Raw genomic sequence first — 22,696 nt, 5'->3', positions numbered from 1 at the left:
GCTAGATGATGGTTCCATGGTCAATGGTTGTGTTCTTCTCGATCACCACAATGCCACTGCGGATCGTGAACCCCAGTGCCGTGCGATCGGCCTCCTGCACACGATCCTTGTTGATCACCTGAACGTTGCAGCCGATTCTTACGTTCTTGTCCAAGATCGCGTTGGAAACCGTGGACCCTTTGCCGATCCCCAGAGGTACGCCTCCATGGCCACGCACGACAGCACGCTCCCGTTCCGACTCAAAACTGTCGGCGCCCATCACCAGAGTGTCCTTCAGCACGACACCCTCCTCGACTCGTAATCGCAACCCAAGGACGCAGTGATCGACCACACAACGGTCGAGTCGACATCCTTCACTCAGGATCGAACGTCGAATCTGGGCGTCGTGGATCTGGCTGGGCGGCAGGTAGCGGGCGCGTGAGTAGATAGGCGCTTTCTTATCATCAAAGCTGAAGGCGGGCTGCTCATCGGCTAGGGCAAGGTTCGCGTCATAGAACGCCTTGATCGTGCCGATGTCTTCCCAGTAGCCATCAAACAGGTAGCTCTGCAAGCGCAGGCCGGTGCTCAAGGCAGCTGGAATGATGTCCTTGCCGAAATCGGTGGCATCAGGGTGGCTGTTGAGCAGCTGAAACAGCGTTTCCCGTTCAAACACATAAATCCCCATCGAAGCTAGAAACGGCCTCCGCAGGGCTTCGTCTGGGTCCAGACCCAAGGCGCCGGTGTTGACGCGCATGGCCTCGAGAGCCTCCCCACTGGGTTTTTCCCGGAACTCCCGGATCTGCCCATCGGCATCGGTGCGCATCAGCCCGAAGCCTTCCGCCGTTGCCGCATCCACCGGCAGGGCCGCCACCGTCAGGGCCGCACCGCTCACGCGGTGGGCCTCGATGAAGGCCTGGTAATCCATGCGGTAGAGCTGATCACCGGAAAGGATCAGCAACTGATCCACATCCCACGCCTCGATCAACTCGCGGTACTGGCGCACAGCATCCGCCGTGCCCTGAAACCAGCTTGGACTGTCGGGGGTCTGCTGGGCCGCCAGCACCTCGACAAAGCCGCCGTTGAAGGCTGAGGAGAGGTTGTAGGTGAGGCTGATGTGGCGGTTGAGCGATTGGCTATTGAATTGCGTGAGCGCGTAGATCTTGCCGATCCCAGAATTGATGCAATTGCTGATCGGGATGTCGATCAGGCGGTAATTGCCGCCAAGAGGAACTGCAGGCTTGGCACGGGTGAAAGTCAAGGGCTGCAGCCGTGTGCCGGCGCCGCCGCCAAGGATGATGGCCAGTACACGCTTCATGGGTAGATTTCTAGCTGCATTTGGATGTAGACCTGACCAGGAACGCGGTACTGTCTTGGTAGGCAATCGTGAAGGATCCCGAGTTGATTCCAACAGATGCTGAGCTGAACCTGCTCTAGTGTTTTCTATTCACCAATCAGGATGCCCATGGGCTTGCAGTACATCGTGTAACTGGCCTCCAGTTCACCAATAGCGATCTAGTTGGTGCCTGCAACCTCGCTCATCAGAACAACTTCGCTAAGTGCATCGAGGTTCCAATGGAGGGCTGCCAGTGGTTTATGAGAGACCGGGATTGGCCCGGATCACAGATCAGTCGTCGTAGACGCGGCAGTTGATGTCGGAGGGGTTGAGGTCACAGAACACCTCGAAAGGAGAGGGGGCCTCGGCCTCCTCGGGGTGGCGCTGCTGGAACTCCTCCAATTCCTTCATGTGCTGCTCGATCTTGCTGGCGGTCGCTTTCTCGCCTTTCTCCTGGGCCTCGGTGAGGGCGGAACGATAGGTCTGGAGCTGCTCTCCGATGGTGGCCATGGCACAAAGCCCCAGGAGGGCCTCAATGGGTGCGGTGAATGTAACCCTGCCGGATCATTGGATGAGACCTCTAAACATGCGATTGTTCGGCAACTGCAAGCCAGATTCCGTAATTCAGGTATTTCTGCTCATCCTGCTGGGCGCATCGTTGCGATGTCCGTGGATCGGGCAGGGTGGTGCGGCCTTTCAGGATGGATTCCATGGCCGATGCTCCCTATCTCGTTGCCCTGGCCTTGGTGGAGTTTGCGGGCAAGCGTGCCCTGCCGCTCACCGGTAAATCCCAGTCAGCGGAAGCTGCAGATGCCGTCGATCCCGGCAATGACGGGCGCACCCTGGCGCTGGAACTGCTGCTGCGCCTGTGGCAGCGCAGTGAGGAGGGCCCTCTACAACGGGCCGCTGGAGAAGCCAGCCTGCTGCTGCTGGAACTTCCGCTGGAGCTGATGAGCGAGCAGCTGCCGTTGCTCAAGGCGAACTGGCTTTCTGGTGGTGAGACCTCAGCGTTTCTTAGCAGCCTGGAGGGCCTGGCGATCAGGGCCTGGCGAATCACAATCGCGAAATATGAGCCGGTCAGCTTCATCGCCTGGCCCTGATCGCCCGTTGGCCAAATTGCCCCCATTTGGGGACAATCGCTAATCAGGTTCGAATCGTCACCGTTGTGCGTTAGCCAAAGCAGCTACATAAACATCAACGCCCAACCCACGAAGATGGATACCTGCCTCTATCACAACACCAGCAATCAAATGGTGATCCTGCGTTGTATCGGTCCGGAGGCTTTCTTTCAGGAGAAGGTGATCTTCCCGTTTGAGGAATGGCTGTTTAGCTGTCCACCTCAGAGCCGCGTCGACATCTGGTCCCATGGCCTCACGGGCGTCGAGCAACTCGATTCCATCAATGCGGATGACCTACTGCTTCCAGCCGAACTTGCTGTCCCCGTTGGGGGCTGACTCAGGAGAAGCGCGCTCAGACCTTGCCCGAGACGAGCACCACGGCCAGCAACAAGGCCACCAACACAAGCTCACTCAGCATTGTTTCCATCGGCCTGACCTTATCCCTGCTCAGGCCACACTCTCTGCCAGCAGCCCTGGCGACGGCGCCCCCCAAGCGGGGGCAAAGCCTCCCCGTATGGGGACTGGGCCTGCGGCACCTTGATCCAGCAGGCTGAACAGCGAACCAGTCCAGGCTGGACCTCCTTGCCCGCCCTGTTGTCATGGCCACCTACAAAGTCACGCTCGTCAACGCCAACGAGGGACTCAACAGCACCATCGATTGCGCCGATGACCAGTCGATCTTTGATGCGGCAGCGGATCAGGACATTGATTTGCCGGTGTCCTGCCGCGCTGGCTCCTGTTCGTCTTGCGCCGGCAAGTTGATCAGTGGAACCGTGAACCAAGAGGATCAGGCCTTCCTCGATGAGGACCAGATGGCGGCCGGGTTCGTGCTCACCTGCGTGGCCTTCCCCACCTCGGATTGCACCATCGAAACCCATGCCGAGGAAGCGCTCTACTGAGGCGCCGACCAACCAGCAGCAGCCCAGGCGTGAAAGCCTGCGGGTCTCAGCAGCTGGCTGCCTTCAGCCTCCCATTGCCGCGTGCGCTGCAATTGGCTGAACACATCCCAACCAGCGCTCACCCGCGGATCATCCGCCATCGCACCGGCTGGGCAGGGCTGGTTGCCGTCGGACATGGCTGACTCCAGAGCGGAGACAATCACGATGACGCCAGATGGAACTGGAGCGATCCCCCCGGATGGGGACGATTGCTCTGTCTCAGCCTCAACCCCGGCGTTGGAGCTACTGGCGCATGGGTTGGGCTGGCAGCGGGACCTGTGCCGCCCATGGCCGCGAGCTGATGATCTTGATCTTCGCGTCATGGGCGCAACAGCGAAATGGAGGTCAATCCGGCGTCGGCGCCGCCTCCGGCAGCAGTCCCGCGCTCTGCAGATCCCGCCATAACTGGCCGGGGATCTCGGCTGACATCAGATCCCCGTTCTGCATCACCTCTGCCGCCGTCCGCGGGCCCGGGATCACCGCAGCCACCACCGGATGGGCCGCGCCAACGGCGAGATCTTGCGGCCGCGGTGGTGGCAGCCTGCACGGCATGCTGCCCAGAAAGGCCTTCTGAAGCTCCAGTCCGATGGCAGCGTGCTGGCGGTCAGCCATCCCAAAATGTTGGCAGCAGCTGGTGACGCCATGGGACTTGCCAATGAGGCCTGCCTTCCCTGCCGGGAGGGGGCACCCACCCTCACGGAGCAGGAAATCTCCAAGCTGCTGGAGGAGCTACCGGGCTGGGAGGTTGTGGATCTCCACCACTTGCGAAAGGCCTGGCGATTCACCGATTTCCGTTCGGCGCTCGATTGGGTCAACCGGGCCGGCGCCATCTGCGAAAGCCAGGGACATCACGCCGAGTTTGGCATCGGCTGGGGCCACGCCGAAGCGTTGATCTATACCCACAAAGTGGATGGACTCACCCGCTCCGACGCGGTGCTGGCTGCCCGCTTTGAGGCCATGGATGCGAAAAATCCTTATGGGGCCTTCGTCACCGACCGCTAGCGGTCGGCACCGATGATCCAGGACCGCTCCTTGGGAAGCTGGCTGAACCGGGCGGAGCTTCTGGCCATGCCGCTCCGCAATATCAGCCACGCCTACTCCCGCTGGATCGTTGAAGCCGGAGGTCAACCGCTACCCGATCCGGAGCTGCAGGCCGGCAGCGATGGCGACGACACCTGGTTTCACGAACGGGTGCACCACACCCCTTGATCTCTGGGATGTGGTCTGTGGGGCAGCAGAAAAGGTGTTTTTCCATTGCCGGATCCACGCCGAGCGCTGCCGCGGGGCCAGCCTTGCACACGCCCTGAGCTCTGCCGATGGCTGCGGTGACCATGCCCTTCCCGATCGACCTTGCTGCTTTTCAGCCCCTCAGCCTCGATCCAGACCAGCCTGTCCTCAGCCCAGATCAAAAGACGATCCTGCGGGCCAACATTGAGCTCTGCCGAGACGCAATCATTTTCTTCACGGCCACAGGTGCGGCCCGAGGGGTTGGCGGTCATAGCGGCGGTCCCTATGACACGGTGCCGGAAGTCATGATCCTCGATGCCTTTTTTCGTGGCGCTCCGGATCGTTTCCTGCCGGTGTTCTTCGATGAGGCCGGCCACCGCGTGGCCACCCAGTATTTGATCAGCGTGCTGCGGGGCCAGCTGCCGGCCGAGGCGTTGCTGCAGTACCGCGCCGCCCATTCAAAGCTGCCCGGTCATCCAGAACTCGGCCTTACCCCTGGCGTGCAGTTCAGTTCCGGCCGCCTCGGTCACCTCTGGCCGTTTGTGAACGGCGTGGCTCTGGCCCATCCCGGCAGAACCGTGTTTTGCCTCGGCTCCGACGGCGCACAGCAGGAGGGAGATGACGCCGAGGCGGCCCGCTTTGCCGTGGCCCATGGCCTCAATGTGAAGCTCGTGATCGATGACAACGACGTCACTATTGCCGGCCATCCCTCCGTGTATCAGCCCGGTTACGACCTGGAGCGCACCCTCGGCGGCCATGGCCTGGCCACCCTCAGCGGCGACGGTGAGGATCTCGATGATCTGTACTCCCGCCTCCACCGCGCCGTGGCCAGCGAAGGCCCGGTGGCAGTGATCAACAAGCGGCCGATGGCGGTGGGCATCGACGGGCTGGAGGGCTCCACCCACGGCCACGACGTGATCCCGGTGGACCTGGCGATCGCCTACCTGGAGAAGCGCGGTCAGGATGCGGCTGCCACCTATCTCAAGGGCATCATCAAGCCCATCAATTCCGCCACTTTCCTGGGCTCAGGCCAGCGGCTGGAAGCGAACCGCAACGTTTTCGGCGACGCGGTGGTGGAGCTCCTTGCGGCCATGCCGCTGCCGGTTCGCAAGGACAAGGTGCTGGTGGTGGACAGCGATCTTGAGGGCTCGTGCGGCCTGGCCCAGATCCGCAAGGCCTACCCCGAAATCTTCGTGAGTGGCGGCATCATGGAGCGGGCCAACTTCTCGGCGGCGGCAGGGTTCGGCATGGAGGCGGGCCGCCAGGGCATCTTCGCCACCTTCAGCGCCTTTCTGGAGATGCTCATTTCCGAGATCACCATGGCCAGGTTGAACGGTGCCAATGTGCTGGCCCACTTCTCCCATGCCGGCATCGACGACATGGCAGACAACACCTGTCATTTCGGCCTCAACAACCTGTTCGCCGACAACGGTCTAGAAGAAGATCAGAGCACCCGGGTGTACTTCCCAGCCGATGCGGCCCAGATGCGGGCCTGCGTGCAGGCTGTGTTCAGCGATCCCGGGCTGCGCTTCATCTTCTCCACCCGCTCCAAGGTGCCGAACCTGCTTGATTCCGCTGGCAACGACCTGCATGGTAAGGGCTACCGCTTCGAGAGCGGCAAAGACGAGGTGGTGCGTGATGGCACTGCCGGCTATGTGGTGAGCTACGGCGAAAGCCTTTACCGCGCCCTTGATGCAGTGGAACGGTTGCAATCCGAGGGGATCGACGTGGGTCTGATCAACAAGGCTACCCTGAATGTGGTGGATGAAGCGATGATCGCCAAAGTGGGACGCTCACCGTTCGTTCTGGTGGTGGAGTCGTTCAACCGGCGTACGGGACTGGGCAGCCGCTACGGCTCCTGGCTGCTGGAACGTGGCTATACCCCCCGGTATGGCTATCTGGGCACCCACAAGGAAGGCTGCGGTGGGCTATGGGAGCAATTTCCCCACCAGGGCCTTGATCCCGACGGGATCATTAGCCATGTGAAGGGAATGCTTCCCTGAGTGACTCAGCGGCCGAGCTTCCGCCTGAGTTGTAGATAGCGACTGCTGGGGTTCCTTGCATTGCTGTGGCAGATAGTGATGCAGGCTCCTGCTTGCTGCCAGAGACGTGTAAGGCCAGGGCCTTTACTCTTTACGGATCTCTGGCTTTCCTGGCGTGTGCCGCAGTCGACGTCCACGGCACCTTTTACAAGCTCAGTACCAGCAGCCCTGGAGACCAAGGGAAGTCCCACGACTTATACACAGCAGCCTGCCCCATTTTGGACAATCGACATAGCGTTGCACTTGGCGACCGTTAGGGCACAAAAGATTCGACATTATGAATCTCACTGCACACGCTAGGACCATAGGAGTCCATAGTTACCGCAACGATTGTGACCGGATGGTGATCCTGCGCTGTATCGCTCCGACCACCTTCTTTCAGGAAAAGGTGGTTTCCTGCTGGAAGATTGGCTGTTTGATTGTCCAGCAAAGAGCCGGGTTGACATCTGGAGTCATGGTCTCACCGGGGTGGAATTGCTCGATTCAATCTGCGCCGATGACCTGCCCACAGCCGATGAGCTTGTTGCTACCGCTGGAAGGCGACTAGCCCAGAAGAATCTCAACGCACCAAGCTGCGAGCTACTGAGAGGACCGTCCGTGTCGCCATTAACCCGGATGCTTATTCCAAGCTGAAAGCAGGAGTTTGGCCAGCCTCCTGTGGTGTTGACCTCTCTGCTGCGTCCCGATCTCGGCTCGGCAGATCGCAGGTGGCCATGGGATCCCCTTCTCAGAGTGATACCAGTTACGAACGTCAGCCTTGATCGGGCTCAGTTGTATTCGCCTGGAATGTCCTGCTTGGTCACCGTGACCCGGCCCACCTTCTGGCCCGACAGGCGCAGCAGCTCATCGCCTGAGAATTCGTAGCCAAGCGTTCCGGCGAGCTGAGCTACGTCGTCGGCCGTGGCAGCAACCTGCACGGCCTGACGTAGGCCAGGGTCATCCTGCATACGGCCCAGAAAGGCCTTCAGCTGATCGAGGGACATGGCTGGTAATCGTGGCTGTCGGTGCGCAGGACCGACAGCTCCTGGTCGACTTGGGCCAGGCGTTCCATGACTAGGAGAAGATCAACAGAAGTGAGTTCGCCGTCGCTACTCCACTTCAGGCAGGTGCGGCCCAGACAGGTATCGAAGTCCATCGTGGCGGACCTCCGGTTTGCTGTTTTGTCCAGTCTGCCCCCAGCGGCGTATCTGCGATGCCCCCAAACAGGGGCAATCACCGCCTTGAGTTGATGTTCAGAACCAGGCCAGCTGGGCCTCTTCCCGGCTGTTCACCCGTGCCTCTGGAGTGCTGCGCTGAAACTCCATGCGAATCGAGCGCTCCTGCTCGCCATCGGCGGCGACAGCGCGGATCGGGTACACCTGCTGGCCATCGCGGAAGGGCACCTGCACCCGGAAGGTGCCATCACTGCTCAGCGGCACCGGCGCATCACCGATGAACAGGCTGGCGCTGGGCTCGGTAGCGCCGTAGACGATCAACTCCGCATCGGCGACCAGCCAGAAGGAGCGCTGACGCAGCACACCACTGCCCGATTCGTTGCGGCCGCTGGCCCACAGGCCCACGCCTGAGGCATGCAGCAGGCCGGTGTAATCCCCCGTGAAATCGTGCTCATGCAGCATCTCCGAGCCGACTCGGCGACTCTGGGGGCTTGCGGATGTTGCCAATTGATAGAGGCGCTCATGCTCCACACCGGCGCCGCCGCCACCCAACGGTTGGCTGACCGGTCCGATTGGACCGTCCAACGAGAAGGGCACAAAGACATCCGCCACCACCGGGCTGGGCCCCTCGGCCGGCACCCTCGCCACCGATGACACCGCCAGCTTCAGCCAGCCAGCGGCGCCGAGTCGGTAGCCGAGCTCCACGCGGTAATCGCGATCGCTCAGTGGTACCGGCAAATACCACTCCGTGGCGTTCGACGGAACCACTAGCTCCTGCAGAGCATGGGGATGGGAGGCCCCGTGCTGCAGACCCGTTACATCGGCCACCCGCAGGCAGAGCTGCTGGCCGCCAGCGGCTACGGCACGGGCACGATCAGCGGCGCTGATGCTCCAGAACACGTAGGCCCACTGGGGATCGCGGGGCAGGAACGTCACCTGGGTGGTGATCGGCGCCTGCGGTGTTGTGGTGGCAGGTGGGCTGCTGGGAGCAGCGGGAAGGGCTTCTGCCTGGGCCAGCACGTCCAGTAGCTCTGCCTTGGCCAGGGTGGTGTAACTGCGTACGCCGAGGCGCTTGGCCAGCTCGCGCAGCTTGGACAGGGTTTGATCCAGAAGAGATGGGCTGGTGCGCGGAGCGGAGGCCATAGATCGCATTCCTTCACATTCCGAAATATTCGCAGCAGTCGCCGGCTGGCGGCAGTTCTGTCAGCAGACGGGGATCACACCAGCTGCCTCTAAAAAGCGGCAGCTGCCTTCTCCGCCAATGGGCCTTGAGCTGTTGAGGTCGCTACCCATCACTTCTGTTTGCGACTGGAAGGCCTCGCTTGGCGTCTTGCTGGATCAGCGGACGCAAACACAACAGCAGGCCAGATCTATGAACGCTTGTAAGGCTCCACTCCGAGACGGGCCCGGACTCAATTTGGATGGTTGAGCACCACTCCAGGAGTTGGGATGGCTAGCGATAGTTTGAGCCTAGGGGAACTGGAAGCCCAGTACCCCCTCTATTGCAAGGCGATGCGCATCCTGGTGCGCGATGGCGTAACGATCAACAAGGCTCGCCGCACGGTCTGCTGGCAAAAGCTGGAGATCCTCAACCACTGCCTGCCGCGCCAGTACCGCGAGCCGGAGCAGCTCTATCTGCACCTCAAGCGCGATCAGCTGACAGCCGCCGGCAGCCGCTGAAACTGATAGCCCAGGCCGCGGGCAGTGAGGATCAGTTCAGGGTTCTTGGGATCCTGCTCGAGCTTGAGGCGCAGCCGGGCCACATGCACATCGACGACGCGGGTGTCGGCATGGCGATCCGGTGTGTAGCCCCAGATGGATTCGAGGATTTTCATCCGCGGTATTGGTTGCCCGGCCTCGCTGACCAGCAGCTCCAGCAGGCTGAACTCCATGGCGGTGAGCTTGATCCGATCGGAACCGCGAAACACCTGGCGTTTGCCCAGGTGGATCGTCAGGCCGCTGATCTCCAGCGCCAGGCTGGAGTCGGCCAATCCCCCGGCTGAACCGCTCGGGGGACTTTGCTGGGCTCGGCGCAGCAGACAACGAATCCGCGCCTCCAATTCGCTGAGCGAAAACGGCTTGATCAGGTAATCGTCGGCGCCCAGTTCCAACCCCAGGATGCGATCTGCCACGCGGTCGCAGGCCGTGAGCATCAGCACCGGCACATCGCTCATCGCCCGCAAGGCTTCCAGCACCCCATAGCCATCCAGACGCGGCAACATCAGATCGAGGATCACCAGATCTGCCGGTTCGTGGCGGAAGCAGGCGACGGCCTCTTCGCCATCGCCCGCCACAACCACGTTGTAGCCGTGCAGCCGCAGGCGTGTCTCGATCAGGTTGCGGATCGGCGGCTCATCATCGACCACCAAAATCCGCTCACAACCCTGCCGAACCGCTACTGCGCTCTGGGCCATCAGGACCTGTGGAAAGACCTGCAGGCATCGACGATCCTGCTGGCCAGGGGTGTGTGATTGTTGCAGGCGGGAGGACGATCAGCCCAACACGTCCAGCTTTAGCTTCTGGATCCTGGCGAGCAGCGCCGCACGCTGCTGCTGCTGCATGGCGTTGCGAGAGAGGAACCGAATCGCCGTAACCAGACCCACCAGCTGCAGCAGCCGACCCAGCATCGGCAGCTCATCGATGCTCACCAGCACCGCAGCGGTGATCTTGAGGCCGACACCGGCTACCACCGCCAGGCCGAGGATGCCGAACGCCGGCAGCAGTTGCTCGAGTGACTGGGGCTTGAGTGTGGTGAACGTCTCCAGCAACGGCCGCATGGACTCCAGGCTGCCTGGGGAGAACCAGGACGGCAGTCGGCCTTCTGACACTGACGGCTCGATCTGCAGAACCAGCGGTTCCTGGGCAATGGACGTGGCGTGGACGGGATCGACAACGTCCAAGTTGGCCTCCAGAAAAGCAGTGTCCATCGCCAGTCATCTCAAAAGCCGCAAACTTTTAGACCGGCGGCGACCCCGCAGCTCAGCTGTGTGTGGGAATCCCGACACTTCCAGCACTGGTTGATCCGCGGCAAGCTCTGCCGCGCCGCTTCCTGTGGCAAGCCTGTGGAAAAGGTTGTGGAATCCGCTGCTCAGGTCTGGTTCCGCTGACCATTTCTCTGCCGGATCGGGCCATCGCGATCCGAGCGATGGGCCAGAGCTGCCCCGGGCAGAAACCTCATCAGGAGATCCAGCACCTGCTCCAGCACGTCATGGCTGAGCGGGGCGCCTGATCCCATTCCCTCACGGCTGTTCACCAGCACGCCCAGCTGATCCGGGTCACGCAGTTCAAACAACACCTGCACCGCCATGGCACTGGCACCCACTGCCAGGCTCAGGCAGGCATTGCGGGGATCCAGCCAGGTGAGCTCAGCCGCCCATTCATGACCCAGCTGGTCAAGGGCCTGACGATGGTTCTCTGCACCTGGTTGCAGTGAGAGCTGAGCCTCCAGGCGGGCCACTCGGCAGGCGCGAATCCATGGATTCTGCTCCCCTAATCCACCTGCAACGGGCAGCAATCCAAAACATAATCTGAAATCGACAAGGGCCACGGGCCGCTCCACCAGGGCTTCCCCATGGGGCGATCAACCGCGAGCCTGCGCCGGTCATCGTGGTGAATGCGTTGCTGCGGCACTGGCCAAGTGATGGACGCGACTACAAAGCAAGGCCCGTTCCAGTCGCCCTGACGGCAGCCTGGACCCATCTCCATGGAGATCGATCCCGTCGTGGTGACACTTCAGGTTGATCCGATCGGCGCTGGTGACGGTTGCCTAGGGAATACGGGAGCCCCAGTCTCTTATCAGCATTGGAGGACCACTCACCGATACCCATCAGCCCACCAGCTCCCAGCATGTGCTCAGGCCACCTCCGGCGCCCAGCCCTGCTGCCGCGCCAGGTCATCAGTCCAGCCCTGGCAGCGACTGGTGAGGTGCTCGCCATGGGCGATTAACCCCTGGTGGAGTTGGCAGGTGAGCACCGGGATGCAGTTCACCCCGGCGTGATGCCGAAACTGTGGCAGGTGATGCAGACCTTGCGGCTGCGGGTCTTCTGCATGGTGCCCTCGTCGAGATAGGGCCACTCCTCGATCGGGGTATCGAGCCGGGCCTTTAGTGCTGCAGGTCGGGGGAGAGGGGCACCCATGACTCATTGCCATTGCGTACGCATGTACTAGCACGGTTGCCCATGTCGCGTCCCGCCTGATCGGCTCAGCCGTGGTGGATAGCGGCTGTTTCTGGCTGGGTCTGGTGCTGAACCAGAAACGTCTCAATCCAGTCGTGGTGCCGCCGCTGACAAATTCGATCAGCGATCGATGCGGCCTCCTCCGGCACCTGGAACCGCTTGCGGAAGGCCTTGGTGAAGCCCTCCAGAGCAGGGCGGGGCAATCCCCGAACGGTGTCGAGGATCTGCTGGATTGTGCCTGGATCGAGCGGGTCAAGGCTTGGATCTTTCTCTTGCTGCTCAGGTGATTGGGGCTGCTGCCGGGGCGCCGCTTCTGCTGGCCTGCTACTGCGGTTTGCGGCTGGGGCCGTAGTGGCTGAACTGGTGACCTCCCTTTGCTGCTTGTCATAGAGCGCCAGACCAAACGGATTACCAAAGGTCATCAGCGCCCTTTTCATCGCATCGGTCTCGGCCTCCTTGATGGCGGACTCATGGGCCTGGCCCAGATCCACGTCGATGCCATGGCCGGCGCCAGTGCCCTCTCGAACCAGAGGAGTCATTCCCCCCGCTGTGACGGTGATGCGTACGCGGGCGGTGTAGGTGACACCCCAGCCGTGCTTCTGATCTCTGCCGATGGTTCGTTCTGCCTGGGCAACACAGCGGACGGCGATGGTCTGACGCTGCCAGCCGTCAAAACCAAAGATCCGGTTTGCTTCCGCGATTACCTGCCAACCCTCCAAATAGCTCACTCGGCTGCGGCCCTGCTCCCGCTGGCGGACTTTGGCCCGATCCAGCGGAGCGGCCAGGGCGGCGAGCTGCTCGGGGGAGAAGCCAAGGGGCTGAGCCTGGAGGACTTGCGGCGCTGCGGCTGATGGTGGGCTTGCGGCGCTCTCCGTATCGGACCGCTCAGCGGAGCGGATCACCTCCAGAGCGGAGGGCGGCCGCTGGGCCGGACGAGGAGCCGCGGTGCGGCTGCTGGTGCTGGACCCATTGGCGGAAGGAGCGGCGACTGTCATGGCGATGGGAAGCGGTGGAGCGAGAAGAAGAAAGGAGCGAAATCGGATCAGAAAGAAAGGGCCCGCCACTGCAGCGGGCCATGTCGCGGGGGGTTCTGCCCCCCCGTCAGTGGATGCGCCAGGAGCGGCGGTTGAGCAGCTGGGCGCCGGTGATCTGGCGGCCGGCTTTGAGGGCCTCTTTGATGGCGCTCTTGTCTGGCTTGCTGGTGGTGGAGAAGGTGAGCCACTCGGAATCGAGGGCCTCTTCGTCGTCGATCACCACGGCTTGGGATTTGCGGCTTGTGAGCTCGTGATCGGGGAAGGAGAAGCGCGTAGCCGCCGGCTGCAGCTGGGTGAGAACAAAGATCAGCGATTCCTCCAGGGCATCGGCCCGGCCGGCATCAGAGCGGGCCAGATCGGCCAGCCGCTTGGCCTGCTGGCTCCGGTAGGTGGCCTGACCGCGCAGGTGCTCGATCACCCAGCAGGTGGCATCGGCCTTAGCGGCGAGGGCAGCTTTATTGCCTTCTTCTGCCAGTAGTGCGGCCTCCAGCTCGGCGAGGGCCAGGGCCCGCCGCTCGGGGTCTTCCGTTTCCAGCTGCTCGGCTAACTGACCGATGGCGGTGGTGAGCTCCTGGGCCTCGCTGCCCAGCTGCCAAAGGGAACCAGAGCGCTGCAGGGAGCAGGCTGGGCCTGATGCCGAGGGGGCTGCAGCTGGGGCAGGGGCCGCGACTGGAGCAGGGATGGGGGTGAGAACAGCCATGACGGTGAGAAGGCGATGTGGATGGAAAGAACGGAACGGAGCGCCAGGGGCACCAAAGGCTTGTGGCGCTGGGAGATCAGGAGCGGCCGACGCCAGCCGGCACGGCCCAGAGCCCGGCAGCTGGGCTGACCTCGACCACGGCAATCGGCACCGGGGAGCGGGGCGCCATGCGGCGGGCCTGCTGCACCAGCGAGGCGGTGCCTGGGCCGCCGGGGAAAGCCACCACCAACACCGAGGCGAGCGAGCCCGGGGAGGTGTGAGCCACGGACCGGGCAATGGCCTGCTCGAGTAGCTCCCGATTACGAATTGGCCCAGCGGCCCGCCCATGGAGCTGCCATTGAGCTGGCATCACTAGGGCTGACCAACCCAGCTGCTGGGCAGCGCGACCAATGGCGGCATCAGCGCCGCGGGCACCGCCATGGAGGAGCAAATGCACCAGGCGGCCACTGCTGCGGGCGAGCAGCTCAGCGGCAACCCGCTGCTGGGGCCAGGCCAGATCACGGCCGCCTCCGGCTGCGATCACCAATGAACGGGATGGGGCTATTTCAGGGCTAGAGGAGAGATAGAGATCCATGAATCAGCTGCCAGATGTGACAACTGATCGGGGCATCACGGCTGCTTAAAGCAATAGAGCAGTGATGGCGAGATCAGGGAATCGGATTACCGCAGGCGATGGGCTTGGGGCCTTTGGCGCAGCCTTTATTCTAGCAGTACAAGTGCACTATGGAGCAGGCAAAGCGGCTGTGCTGCAATGGATCTGGGAGGAAATGATCCTTTCCCAGCTCCCGCCCATTAATGAGAGGAAAGAGCCATGAATGGCCAGCGCTGATCTCTTTCTTCCCCCAAGCCGCGCAGCCGCCCGATGCCCTTCCTGGCTTCTCGGCGCTACCCATCCTTCCCCTCTGGCCTAGAGCAGCAACGGCACCGCAGCCGCGGGAGCAGCGCCGGGCCCTTCTCCCCAACACAGCCCCGCTGAGGTCGGCGGCGGCTGTCTGACGTCAGCCACGGCATAGCCGTGGCAAGTTCAGGACGGCCGCCGCCGACCGGAGCAACTGTCAGCGAAGTGCTGAGCAGCTTGGCAACGACCTCTACCAGCCTTGCCTTGGCTGCCAACCAGTCTCTACAGCTTCATCAGATCTCTCCCCAGCGGGAGAGATCTCCCGGGTATCGGGCGCCTTCCATGGCCTGCTTTTGGCTGCCCGCAGGTCCCGCCTCGATCAACGGAAATTTGTCGCCCAAGCCCAGATCCGTCGCAATGGGCGACTGCTCTTTTTACGGAATCTCTTTGGCTCAAGAGCCGGGACACCAGTGCTGAACTGAAAAAGCAAAGCCGAACAAGAAGCTTGATTCCAGCAATGGCTCATCAAGCAGGCAAGGCCATGGAGCGCGGAGGGACTGGGAATCTCTCCCCAAATCTCTCCCCTCTCCCTTGGCCTATCGGTGAAAAGTCAATCGGGGCGACAGGATTCGAACCTGCGACCTAGTGCTCCCAAAGCAGGTCAAGGGGTGGGCCCCTGAAAGGCTTCTCCAGTAATAGCAAGCATTCTGACCGGCGCTGGGTGGCGCTGTCCGGTCAGGTTGGGCTAGTTTTGCCCACATCTTGCCCACACAGGGCTTCCGAAGCCCCCTGTCATGCCAGCGATACGGCGCCAAGAGTCCTGGTCGGAAGCTCTCCGAACATCGGTGCGCAGCAGCACCGCTAAGGGGTGGAACGTCTATGAGTTCCGCGGCCAGGCACGCCTGGAGCTCCGCCAGCCGGGCCTACCGAAGCAGACCGTGATTCTTCCCTTCGACTGGGCGAAGGCATCAGTTGGAGACGTGTTGACCCGTGTACGCAACATCTACCCTCTCGTCGCAGAGGGCCACAGCCTCAAGGCTGCCGCTGAGATTGCCGATGGCAAAGCACCAAAACCATTGATGGACTGGGCTGGGGCCGTGGAGCGGTTTAAGCAGCAAAAAATGGAGCACGGACGTGCGGTAAAGCCGATCACGTGGAATCACAGCTACGCGCCGGTCCTGAACGATGCCGTCGCAGCGCTCACCAGCAAGCGTGCGCCCACCAGCCCTGCGGATCTGGTCGATCAGATGATCCGGCGTTGGGCCACGGGTAGCCGCATGAGGCAGATCCGAGCCCAGTCTCTCGCGCAGTTTCTTCGCTATTGCGTCAGTCGCGAGGGCTTTCCTGCGGTGTGGATGCCGCCCACCGATCTCCGCGCGCACGTTGGCAGCACGCCCACCGAGGAGCTCAACCGCAGCAAGGGGGATCCGGTCGAGGATCAACAGATCATCAACCTCCTGTCCTCCCTGCCCGGTGATGCGGCCGGACAGCGATGGTCCGATGCACTGAAGCTCCTGGCTGAACTCGGCCTGAGGCCGATTGAGCTCGTTCACCTCTCGGTGCAAAAGGACCGCAGCTCGGGGCAGCCCTACTGGTGGTGCAGTTACCGGAAGCGCAGTGGCGGCGGCGACACTGAGCCGCGCCGGGTACATCCGTTACCGCTGGTGGATGCTGAAGGACAGGTGCAGCGGTGGAATCTGCTCGAGCGATGGCAAGCGGGCTTGATCGAGCTCCCGCCACTTACCAGTGGAGCCGGTGCCGGCGATGCGCTCGGCACTTACCTCAGCCGCCAGCCTGGCTGGTGCAGCCTCAAGGCTCTTCTTGCAGCCAAGGGAGAGCGGCTGGTTCCCTACAGCTTCCGGCACAGCTACAGCCTGAGGGGCCACTTACGCGGCATCGATGCTGGTTCGGTGGCGTTGAGCATGGGCCACAGCTTCGAGGTTCACTGCCGTGCTTATCCGTGGGCCAGCCAGTCAGGAACGGCTGCGGCCTTCGAGCGGGCGAACGCAGCGCTTTTGACGAGTGATCTGGCATCTGCGAGGTAGCCGCGAGGCCGTAGCGAACACGGTCACCAGAAACGAACCCGGACGGCATCAACCAGGTTGCTCTGATCGGTCCGAGGGTGCTCGTCGCCTCAGGCCTACGGAGCGATTGCCTGGCGTCGCAGCACGACACCGCAAGGCTCCGGTCGGCGACGGCAGTCCTTCAGCGTGCCACGGCTGTGCCGTGGCGTGCATCGGCCAGCCGCCGCCGCCCTCCGCTCCGGGGCCGGTGTTGGGGTGGCGGGCAGGGTCGCTCTCCCGCGGCTGCGGTGGCCGGGCGGCTGCCAGCCGTCGGGGTGCTGGGGGGGGAGGCCCAAGATTTCCTCGCGCGACTGCGCGGGTGCCGGTCGATTTGGAGCGAATCTGGCTGCATTGGTGATCAAGCTGCCTGGCCCGTCTGGTTGGCGACGCTTGGCTCTGATCGCTTGCCCCGCAGCCGATCCACCCGCTCTTTAGTGCGTTTGTACTGCTAGAATAAGGATCGCGCCAAAGGCCCCGAGCCCATCGCCTGCGGCAACGAAATCCCAAGGCAACTTGCCCCGTTCGTTTGCTCTGTAGCCCATGAGTTTGTCCTCTGCTGCAGTGGCCCAGGCCGCTGCATTGCCGCTTTCCGGCCTCCTGCCGCCGCCGGCGTTGGCCCATCGCTCGGTCGTCATCGTCGCCGCTGGTGGCCGTGATCTCGTCTGGCCCCAGGAGCGCATCGCCTCCGCTCTGCTCCAGCGCAGTTGCGGTCGTCCGGTCCATCTGTTGCTCCATGGCGGTGCCCGTGGCGCTGATCGCGCCATCGGCCGCGCCGCCCAGCAGCTCGGCTGGCGGGTCCAGTCCCTTCCTGCCGAGTGGCGCCGCTATGGCCGCAGTGCCGGGCCGATCCGCAATCGCCGCCTCCTCGAGCAGGCCCTGGTGGAAGCCGAGGCCCACACCTCCCCTGCATTCAGCGCCTCGGTTCTGGTGATCGCCTTCCCCGGTGGGCCGGGCACGGCCTCGCTGGTGCAGCAGGCCCGCCGCTGCTCCTCCCGTTCGCCGGTGCCGGTGGTGGTGATGGAAGTGCCGCCGCCGTTCTTGCCGGGGCCCCTCGCCGCCTGAGCGGCAATCGCCTTCCCGTTCTTCTCGTTCCCCTCCGCTCCACGTCCCCATGTCTGTTCCCACCACCCTCGCCGCTCCTCTCTCCCCTGCTCTCCCCCAGGCCGCCGGGCCGTCCTGCACCCTCCAGCGCTCCGGCTCCCTCTGGCAGCTGGGCATCGAGGCCCAGGAGCTCACCACCGCCATCGCTCAGCTGGCTGAGCAGCTGGAAGCCGACGACGACACCCGCGCCCAGGCCCTCGGCGAGCTCGAGGCTGCCCTGCTGGCTGAGGCCCTCAACAAAACCGCCCTGGCCGCCAAGGCCGATGCCACCTGCTGGGTGATCGAGCACCTTCGCGGTCAGGCCGCCTACCGCCAGCAGCAGGCCAAGCGCCTCACCGACCTTGCCCGCTCGGACACCAACCGGGCCGCTGCCCTGGAGGACTCCCTGGTGCTGGTGCTCACCCGGCTGCAGCCCAACGCCACCCGGTTCAGCTTCCCCAACCACGAGCTACGCAGTACCCGCTCCCAGGTCGTCGCGATCGCCGACGAGGACGCCCTGCCCCCCGAGTGGCTGATGCACAAGACCACCACCCAGCCCGACAAGACCGCCATCAAGGCTGCGATCAAGGCCGGTCACCAGGTCCCCGGCGCCCAGCTCCTCACCCGCCGCAGCTGGCGCATCACCTGAGGGGCCAGGGGCCCTTCCAAAGGGTCTGCAGCAGGAGCAGGCCCACGTACTCCCTCCAGAGCCAACCCAGCACCAGCACCACCACCTGTCCTCCACACCAGAACCATGGATCTTTTCAACTACGCCACCAGCCCCACCACCACCTCTAACCCCACCACCACCGCCAACCCCACTAGCCCCCGGCCCCAGGGCCATATCTGGTCGACTCGCCTGGCCAGCTGGGTGGTGCCGATCACCCGTAAGCCCGGTCGGCGGCCTTCTCCCCAGCACGTCCACTGCAGCGAGCCGCCCTGCTGGGTGCTGGTTGAAGCCCTCGATCCCGACGCGCCCGCCAGCTGATCACGTTCGCACGCCACCCCCCCCACCCCGCCCGCCCTGCCACCCGCGCCGCCATGACCTGCCTGTTCTCCCCCGAGCAGATCGCCTGTCTCTCTGCCCCCCTTGATCGCGCCAAGGTGCGCCAGCGGCGTCAGGGCCGCAGCTCCGTCAGCTACCTGGAGGGTTGGCAGGTGATCGCCGAGGCCAACCGAATCTTTGGCTTTGACGGCTGGCAGCGGCAAACCGTCCAGACCCGCTGCGTCCACCAGGGCGAGCGGTTGATCGGTGAGCCACAGCGCCCCGGCTGGGGTGTCACCTACACCGCCCGGGTGCGGATCAGCGTCAGCACCGCCGGCCAGCTACCACTGATCCGTGAGGGCTCAGGGGCTGGCCATGGCATCGACACCGACCTGGGCCAGGCCCATGAGTCCGCGCTCAAGGAGGCCGAAACCGATGCGATGAAGCGTGCGCTGATGACCTTTGGTAATGCCTTCGGGTTGGCGCTGTACGACAAGCAGCAGCGGGAGGTCTCCGGGGGTGCTGGTGCCAGGCCCACGTCACTGCGGGTGCTGCCCCCGGCACCAGGCCCCCAACCCCAGCCCGAACCTGACCCTGGTTTGGCCCCCCTCGATCCAGCTACCGTCCGCCAGCTGCACGCCATGATCCGGGCCCTGCCCGCCCCTGTGCTGGCTGGGTTTAGCAAGGCCTTTCGCAAGCGCTTCCAGGTGCCGTCTGACACGGTCACCATCGCGGATCGGATCAGCCAGCGGCGCCATCACGACTGGATCGAGACGTTCCTGGTGTCGCAGCAGCAGGCGCCGCCTGGAGTGACGGCTCCCTGACCCGGCTGAGCAGAGCCACCCCCCAGCACCCGGCGCCGTGTGGGGGCGGGGGCGATAGCCCAGCAGCCAGCTGGGGATCCTGTAGGTGTGTCGAAACAAAGGAAAGCAACAGAGGCAAACGGCCTCATTGTTTCTAAATGGAGTAGAAATGTCTGTTCAGAACATAAACAATGCCCAACCCGGCGTGCATGGCTCCTTGTGCCAGCAGAGCCAGTTGGTGGAGCTGCTGATCTCGGTTCCGCCGATCACAGTTCGCAAAGATACGCATCGCTCCTTGGAGTGTAGCTACTTCATCCATTGGCTAAACGTCAAGCCTGAGCACATCGAGCTCCCTGATGGCATTTCGCGCATCAGCAAGGGTCGTCGCAACCTGGGCTGCGTCGTTGTATGTATGGACTATTCGGCAGGGGAGATCTTCGGTCAGTCCGTGGGGGCGATGACCCACTCCAAATGGGTAGCTCTCTTTAAGCGGCTTGGGGTATTTCTAGATGTCTATTCCAGGCTTGGCTTAACAGATGATGAGCAAGCGATGGTTGCTTGGGATAGCGCAACTGAGAGATACTACTACAGGAATCAGTTTGTAACGAGCCATTGGCAATACGTCAGAATCATGAAGGAGTACCCCAACCTGAAAGTGGAGATGCTCAGCCTCTCTGAGTTGGTTGCTGCTGCTCAGCTGGCTCAGGCGAAGAGACTTGCTATACACATGGCTGATGGCGTCAGGAATCTAGTCTGAGGTACAGCTGAAGGTCTGTCGACGCTGCCCTGTTTTCCAGCTCCTATCGGGGCTGGAGGCTGTGCAATGTTCAAATGCTAACCCTCTAGGCAGAATTGAAGCGGGGTGATCAGTATGTTTCAAGTGACCGTGAAGTAGGTGCTGTTGAGCGGCAGCCCCGGGGTGATCGTCGCGAAGGCGATGGCGGCGACCGCGCCATTACCATCGCTGTCATAGGACAGCAGGCCAGTAGCGCTGTTGTAGAGGATCCGCTGGCTGCCGTTGGTGGCGGCCGTGCCGATCAGGAAAGACGAGGCGGCAAGGGGACCGGTGGTGGGCAGGCCGGTGAAAATGGCATTTTCCAGCTCGATCCTGTCCCCCTGGGCGATGGAGAAATCGCTGATCACGTCGCGGTTGGTGGTGGCGTTGGGGGCGGTCGCGAAACGGAAGCGATCAGCGCCAAGTCCACCCACCAGCGTGTCGTTGCCAGCGCCACCGATGAGGGTGTCGTTACCGCCGCCGCCGGTGAGGCTGTTGTTGAGGCTGTTGCCGGTGAGACGGTCGGCGAGCCCGCCACCGATCACGTTCTCGAAGGTGGAGGCAGACCCCAGGTTGAGGCTGAGGTTGGTGTTGACGACCTGGGTGGTGGCCAGGCCGAGGTTGAGGGCGATCGCAAGGGTGGTGGTGGCGCTGAAGTTCAGCGTGTCGGTGCCGCCACCGGTTTCATTGAGGGTGTCGGTACCGAGGGCGACATCGGCATCGAAGAGATAGCTATCGTTGCCGGCGCCACCGATGAGGGTGTCGCTGCCGCCGCCGCCAATTAGGGTGTCATTGCCTTCTCCAGCTGTCATGGTGTCGCCACCCCCACCGCCATCGATGAGGTTAGATCCTGAGTTGCCGTCAATATTATTGCTGCCAATATTCCCTATCCCATTTATATCGCCAGACCCAAGAAGGACAAGGTTCTCAATAGCAGAACTTAGTGTAAATGAAACTGAGCTTCTTACAGAGTCCATGCCAGAGCCAGGTAGTTCAATCACCACATCGCCCGCATCATCAACCGTGTAGGTGTCATCCCCTACCCCGCCAATCAGCGTGTCGGCTCCGGCGCCGCCATCGAGGCCATTGTTGGCGGTGTTGCCGATCAGAACGTTGTTGAGGGCATTGCCCTGGCCGTCGATGGCATCTCCGCCTGTCAGTGTCAGGTTCTCAACGTTGGCACCAAGAATCCACGACACCGAGGATTGCACCGTATCCGTTCCGGCATTCACCGCCTCCAAGACGATGTCTGTGGCTAGATCGACGATGTAAAGGTCGTTGCCTGTACCACCCTCCATTCGGTCGCGCTCGCTGCCGCCGTCCAAGAGATCGTCGCCATCGCCGCCAAGCAGACTGTCGTTCCCGGCGCCGCCATAAAGGGCATCATTCCCGCCAAGCCCACTGAGGCGGTTGATTCCACTCGTGCCCACGATCTCGTTGTCAAGTTCGTTGCCGGTGCCATTGCGGTTGACCCCGTCGTCAAAACCGATAAACAGCTGCAGCCGCTCGACATTGGCTGACAGCGTATAAGCCGCCAAAGTTGTCTGAACCTGATCAGTTCCGGCATTCGCAGCCTCTGTGACCACATCGCCTGCATTATCGACAATGTAGGTATCATCACCAGCACCACCCGCCATCGTGTCGGCGGCTGTGCCGCCATCGATCCAGTTATCCCCGCCGTTGCCGGTGATCCGGTTCGCCAATTCGTTACCGGTTCCATTTATATCCTGTCCCCCCGTCAGTTGCAGGTTCTCGACCTCAGCACTCAGCGAATAGCTGATCGACGATTGCACCAGATCCGTGCCGGCGCCCACTTCCTCTTGCACGATGTCGCCGGAGTTGTCGACGACATAGGTGTCACCGCCCAGCCCGCCAGACATCACGTCTGCCCCCGCACCCCCATTGAGCGTGTTGGCCAAGGCGTTGCCGGTCAGTCTGTTGTTCAGCCCGTTCCCGGTTCCAAGCACCGCAGCCCCGGTCAGCACCAGGTTCTCCAGCCGTAATCCGAGCGTGTAGTTCACCGAGGATTCAACCGTATCGATCTCGTTCCCCGTCTCGATGATCACATCGCCTGCCGCATCCACGATATAAAGATCAGCCCCTGAGCCACCCACCAACGTGTCGTTCCCGGCACCGCCATTCAGGGTGTCGTCGCCGGCCAGGCCTTCCAGCCGATTGGCGGCCGTGTTGCCGAACAGGCGGTTCCCCACAGCATTTCCCGCGCCGTTGATCGCTACCGTCCCCAGCAGTGTCAAATGCTCGAGATCGGCACCCAGCACATACGAGACCGACGAGCGGACCTGATCTTCCCCGCCACTGGCACCCTCAATCACCACATCGCCCGCATCATCAACCGTGTAGGTGTCATCCCCTACCCCGCCAATCAGCGTGTCGGCTCCGGCGCCGCCATCGAGGCCATTGTTGGCGGTGTTGCCGATCAGAACGTTGTTGA

At 62.7% G+C, this 22,696-nt stretch carries 30 protein-coding genes; 13 read left to right on the top strand and 17 right to left on the bottom strand.

Going from position 1 to position 22,696, the window contains the following annotated elements:
• Position 1: 1 nt before the first annotated feature.
• The 4 genes from KBZ33_RS16655 to KBZ33_RS16640 all read right to left on the bottom strand — a co-directional run bounded on the left by KBZ33_RS16655 (position 2) and on the right by KBZ33_RS16640 (position 2,024).
• Complete coding sequence (locus KBZ33_RS16655) at positions 2–1,294, bottom strand: glucose-1-phosphate adenylyltransferase (RefSeq protein WP_254954510.1); 1,293 nt, start codon at positions 1,292–1,294, stop codon at positions 2–4.
• Positions 1,291–1,371 carry a hypothetical protein gene (locus KBZ33_RS21895; protein ID WP_396108689.1) on the bottom strand — a complete coding sequence of 27 codons (81 nt, stop codon included), beginning with the start codon at positions 1,369–1,371 and terminating at the stop codon, positions 1,291–1,293. Before KBZ33_RS21895 ends, KBZ33_RS16655 begins: the two co-directional genes overlap by 4 nt.
• Before the next feature lie 232 nt (positions 1,372–1,603).
• Positions 1,604–1,822 carry a CP12 domain-containing protein gene (locus tag KBZ33_RS16645; RefSeq protein ID WP_254954503.1) on the bottom strand — a complete coding sequence of 73 codons (219 nt, stop codon included), beginning with the start codon at positions 1,820–1,822 and terminating at the stop codon, positions 1,604–1,606.
• 70 nt (positions 1,823–1,892) lie between these two features.
• A complete protein-coding gene (locus KBZ33_RS16640) occupies positions 1,893–2,024 on the bottom strand; it encodes a hypothetical protein (RefSeq protein ID WP_254954502.1) in 132 nt (43 codons plus the stop codon).
• Here KBZ33_RS16640 and KBZ33_RS16635 point away from each other — a divergent pair.
• The 3 genes from KBZ33_RS16635 (at position 2,023) to KBZ33_RS16625 (ending at position 3,329) form a co-directional block, all read left to right on the top strand.
• The gene (locus tag KBZ33_RS16635; RefSeq protein WP_254954501.1) at positions 2,023–2,412 is read left to right on the top strand and encodes a hypothetical protein; all 390 of its coding nucleotides are present in this window, start codon (positions 2,023–2,025) and stop codon (positions 2,410–2,412) included. The genes KBZ33_RS16640 and KBZ33_RS16635 overlap by 2 nt on opposite strands.
• Before the next feature lie 114 nt (positions 2,413–2,526).
• A complete protein-coding gene (locus tag KBZ33_RS16630) occupies positions 2,527–2,766 on the top strand; it encodes a DUF1830 domain-containing protein (protein WP_254954499.1) in 240 nt (79 codons plus the stop codon).
• 263 nt (positions 2,767–3,029) lie between these two features.
• Positions 3,030–3,329, top strand: coding sequence for a 2Fe-2S iron-sulfur cluster-binding protein (locus tag KBZ33_RS16625; RefSeq protein ID WP_254954498.1), 300 nt, complete (start codon positions 3,030–3,032; stop codon positions 3,327–3,329).
• A gap of 384 nt (positions 3,330–3,713) precedes the next feature.
• Here KBZ33_RS16625 and KBZ33_RS16620 read toward each other — a convergent pair whose 3' ends face one another.
• Positions 3,714–3,980 carry a hypothetical protein gene (locus tag KBZ33_RS16620; protein WP_254954496.1) on the bottom strand — a complete coding sequence of 89 codons (267 nt, stop codon included), beginning with the start codon at positions 3,978–3,980 and terminating at the stop codon, positions 3,714–3,716.
• A gap of 30 nt (positions 3,981–4,010) precedes the next feature.
• Here KBZ33_RS16620 and KBZ33_RS16615 point away from each other — a divergent pair, with 30 nt between their 5' ends.
• From KBZ33_RS16615 to KBZ33_RS16605, 3 genes are all read left to right on the top strand, one after another.
• Positions 4,011–4,370, top strand: a complete 360-nt coding sequence (locus KBZ33_RS16615) for a 4a-hydroxytetrahydrobiopterin dehydratase (RefSeq protein WP_254954495.1) — start codon at positions 4,011–4,013, stop codon at positions 4,368–4,370.
• A 66-nt stretch (positions 4,371–4,436) separates the two neighbouring features.
• Positions 4,437–4,577: a hypothetical protein gene (locus KBZ33_RS16610; RefSeq protein ID WP_254954494.1), complete on the top strand. Its 141-nt coding sequence runs from the start codon at positions 4,437–4,439 to the stop codon at positions 4,575–4,577.
• A gap of 122 nt (positions 4,578–4,699) precedes the next feature.
• Entirely contained in the window at positions 4,700–6,598 is a 1,899-nt protein-coding gene (locus tag KBZ33_RS16605) for a transketolase C-terminal domain-containing protein (protein ID WP_255011855.1), read from the top strand.
• 806 nt (positions 6,599–7,404) lie between these two features.
• Here KBZ33_RS16605 and KBZ33_RS16600 read toward each other — a convergent pair.
• From KBZ33_RS16600 to KBZ33_RS16590, 3 genes are all read right to left on the bottom strand, one after another.
• A complete protein-coding gene (locus tag KBZ33_RS16600) occupies positions 7,405–7,620 on the bottom strand; it encodes a Nif11-like leader peptide family natural product precursor (protein ID WP_254954492.1) in 216 nt (71 codons plus the stop codon).
• The gene (locus tag KBZ33_RS16595; RefSeq protein WP_254954491.1) at positions 7,602–7,772 is read right to left on the bottom strand and encodes a hypothetical protein; all 171 of its coding nucleotides are present in this window, start codon (positions 7,770–7,772) and stop codon (positions 7,602–7,604) included. The genes KBZ33_RS16600 and KBZ33_RS16595 overlap by 19 nt, the downstream gene beginning before the upstream one ends.
• 97 nt (positions 7,773–7,869) lie before the next feature.
• Positions 7,870–8,934: a DUF4912 domain-containing protein gene (locus KBZ33_RS16590; protein WP_254954490.1), complete on the bottom strand. Its 1,065-nt coding sequence runs from the start codon at positions 8,932–8,934 to the stop codon at positions 7,870–7,872.
• Between the two features lie 306 nt (positions 8,935–9,240).
• Between KBZ33_RS16590 and KBZ33_RS16585 the strand changes: the two genes are divergently transcribed.
• Entirely contained in the window at positions 9,241–9,471 is a 231-nt protein-coding gene (locus KBZ33_RS16585; protein ID WP_254954489.1) for a DUF3136 domain-containing protein, read from the top strand.
• Here KBZ33_RS16585 and KBZ33_RS16580 read toward each other — a convergent pair.
• The 8 genes from KBZ33_RS16580 to KBZ33_RS16545 all read right to left on the bottom strand — a co-directional run bounded on the left by KBZ33_RS16580 (position 9,444) and on the right by KBZ33_RS16545 (position 14,223).
• On the bottom strand, positions 9,444–10,205 hold the full coding sequence (locus KBZ33_RS16580; RefSeq protein ID WP_254954488.1) for a response regulator: 762 nt from the start codon (positions 10,203–10,205) through the stop codon (positions 9,444–9,446). The two genes, KBZ33_RS16585 and KBZ33_RS16580, sit on opposite strands and share 28 nt — an antisense overlap.
• Before the next feature lie 78 nt (positions 10,206–10,283).
• A complete protein-coding gene (locus tag KBZ33_RS16575) occupies positions 10,284–10,718 on the bottom strand; it encodes a CAAD domain-containing protein (RefSeq protein ID WP_254954487.1) in 435 nt (144 codons plus the stop codon).
• Between the two features lie 161 nt (positions 10,719–10,879).
• On the bottom strand, positions 10,880–11,248 hold the full coding sequence (locus KBZ33_RS16570; protein ID WP_254954486.1) for a hypothetical protein: 369 nt from the start codon (positions 11,246–11,248) through the stop codon (positions 10,880–10,882).
• Positions 11,249–11,643: 395 nt separating this feature from the next.
• The gene (locus KBZ33_RS16565) at positions 11,644–11,778 is read right to left on the bottom strand and encodes a hypothetical protein (protein WP_254954485.1); all 135 of its coding nucleotides are present in this window, start codon (positions 11,776–11,778) and stop codon (positions 11,644–11,646) included.
• Positions 11,775–11,927 carry a hypothetical protein gene (locus KBZ33_RS16560; protein ID WP_254954484.1) on the bottom strand — a complete coding sequence of 51 codons (153 nt, stop codon included), beginning with the start codon at positions 11,925–11,927 and terminating at the stop codon, positions 11,775–11,777. Before KBZ33_RS16560 ends, KBZ33_RS16565 begins: the two co-directional genes overlap by 4 nt.
• Before the next feature lie 65 nt (positions 11,928–11,992).
• Complete coding sequence (locus KBZ33_RS16555) at positions 11,993–12,961, bottom strand: RAD52 family DNA repair protein (RefSeq protein ID WP_254954483.1); 969 nt, start codon at positions 12,959–12,961, stop codon at positions 11,993–11,995.
• Positions 12,962–13,067: 106 nt separating this feature from the next.
• A complete protein-coding gene (locus KBZ33_RS16550; protein WP_254954482.1) occupies positions 13,068–13,700 on the bottom strand; it encodes a siphovirus Gp157 family protein in 633 nt (210 codons plus the stop codon).
• Between the two features lie 76 nt (positions 13,701–13,776).
• Entirely contained in the window at positions 13,777–14,223 is a 447-nt protein-coding gene (locus tag KBZ33_RS16545; protein WP_254954481.1) for a hypothetical protein, read from the bottom strand.
• A 1,160-nt stretch (positions 14,224–15,383) separates the two neighbouring features.
• Here KBZ33_RS16545 and KBZ33_RS16540 point away from each other — a divergent pair.
• From KBZ33_RS16540 to KBZ33_RS16515, 6 genes are all read left to right on the top strand, one after another.
• Entirely contained in the window at positions 15,384–16,583 is a 1,200-nt protein-coding gene (locus KBZ33_RS16540; RefSeq protein WP_254954480.1) for a site-specific integrase, read from the top strand.
• Positions 16,584–17,141: 558 nt separating this feature from the next.
• Positions 17,142–17,663: an SLOG family protein gene (locus KBZ33_RS16535; protein WP_254954479.1), complete on the top strand. Its 522-nt coding sequence runs from the start codon at positions 17,142–17,144 to the stop codon at positions 17,661–17,663.
• A 49-nt stretch (positions 17,664–17,712) separates the two neighbouring features.
• Entirely contained in the window at positions 17,713–18,330 is a 618-nt protein-coding gene (locus tag KBZ33_RS16530; protein WP_254954478.1) for a siphovirus Gp157 family protein, read from the top strand.
• 105 nt (positions 18,331–18,435) lie between these two features.
• A complete protein-coding gene (locus tag KBZ33_RS16525) occupies positions 18,436–18,669 on the top strand; it encodes a hypothetical protein (protein WP_254954477.1) in 234 nt (77 codons plus the stop codon).
• A gap of 53 nt (positions 18,670–18,722) precedes the next feature.
• Positions 18,723–19,490: an RAD52 family DNA repair protein gene (locus tag KBZ33_RS16520; protein ID WP_254954476.1), complete on the top strand. Its 768-nt coding sequence runs from the start codon at positions 18,723–18,725 to the stop codon at positions 19,488–19,490.
• A gap of 148 nt (positions 19,491–19,638) precedes the next feature.
• Positions 19,639–20,226, top strand: a complete 588-nt coding sequence (locus tag KBZ33_RS16515; protein WP_255011851.1) for a hypothetical protein — start codon at positions 19,639–19,641, stop codon at positions 20,224–20,226.
• 119 nt (positions 20,227–20,345) lie between these two features.
• Here the strand turns inward: KBZ33_RS16515 and KBZ33_RS16510 are convergent.
• Positions 20,346–22,696: calcium-binding protein (locus tag KBZ33_RS16510; protein WP_254954474.1), on the bottom strand; the 2,351-nt coding region annotated here is incomplete at its 5' end.

The organism is Cyanobium sp. Cruz-8D1 (assembly GCF_024345975.1).
Classification (GTDB): domain Bacteria; phylum Cyanobacteriota; class Cyanobacteriia; order PCC-6307; family Cyanobiaceae; genus Cyanobium.
Note: the sequence above shows the minus strand (reverse complement) of the source record. Positions and strands in the feature narration are given on the sequence as shown.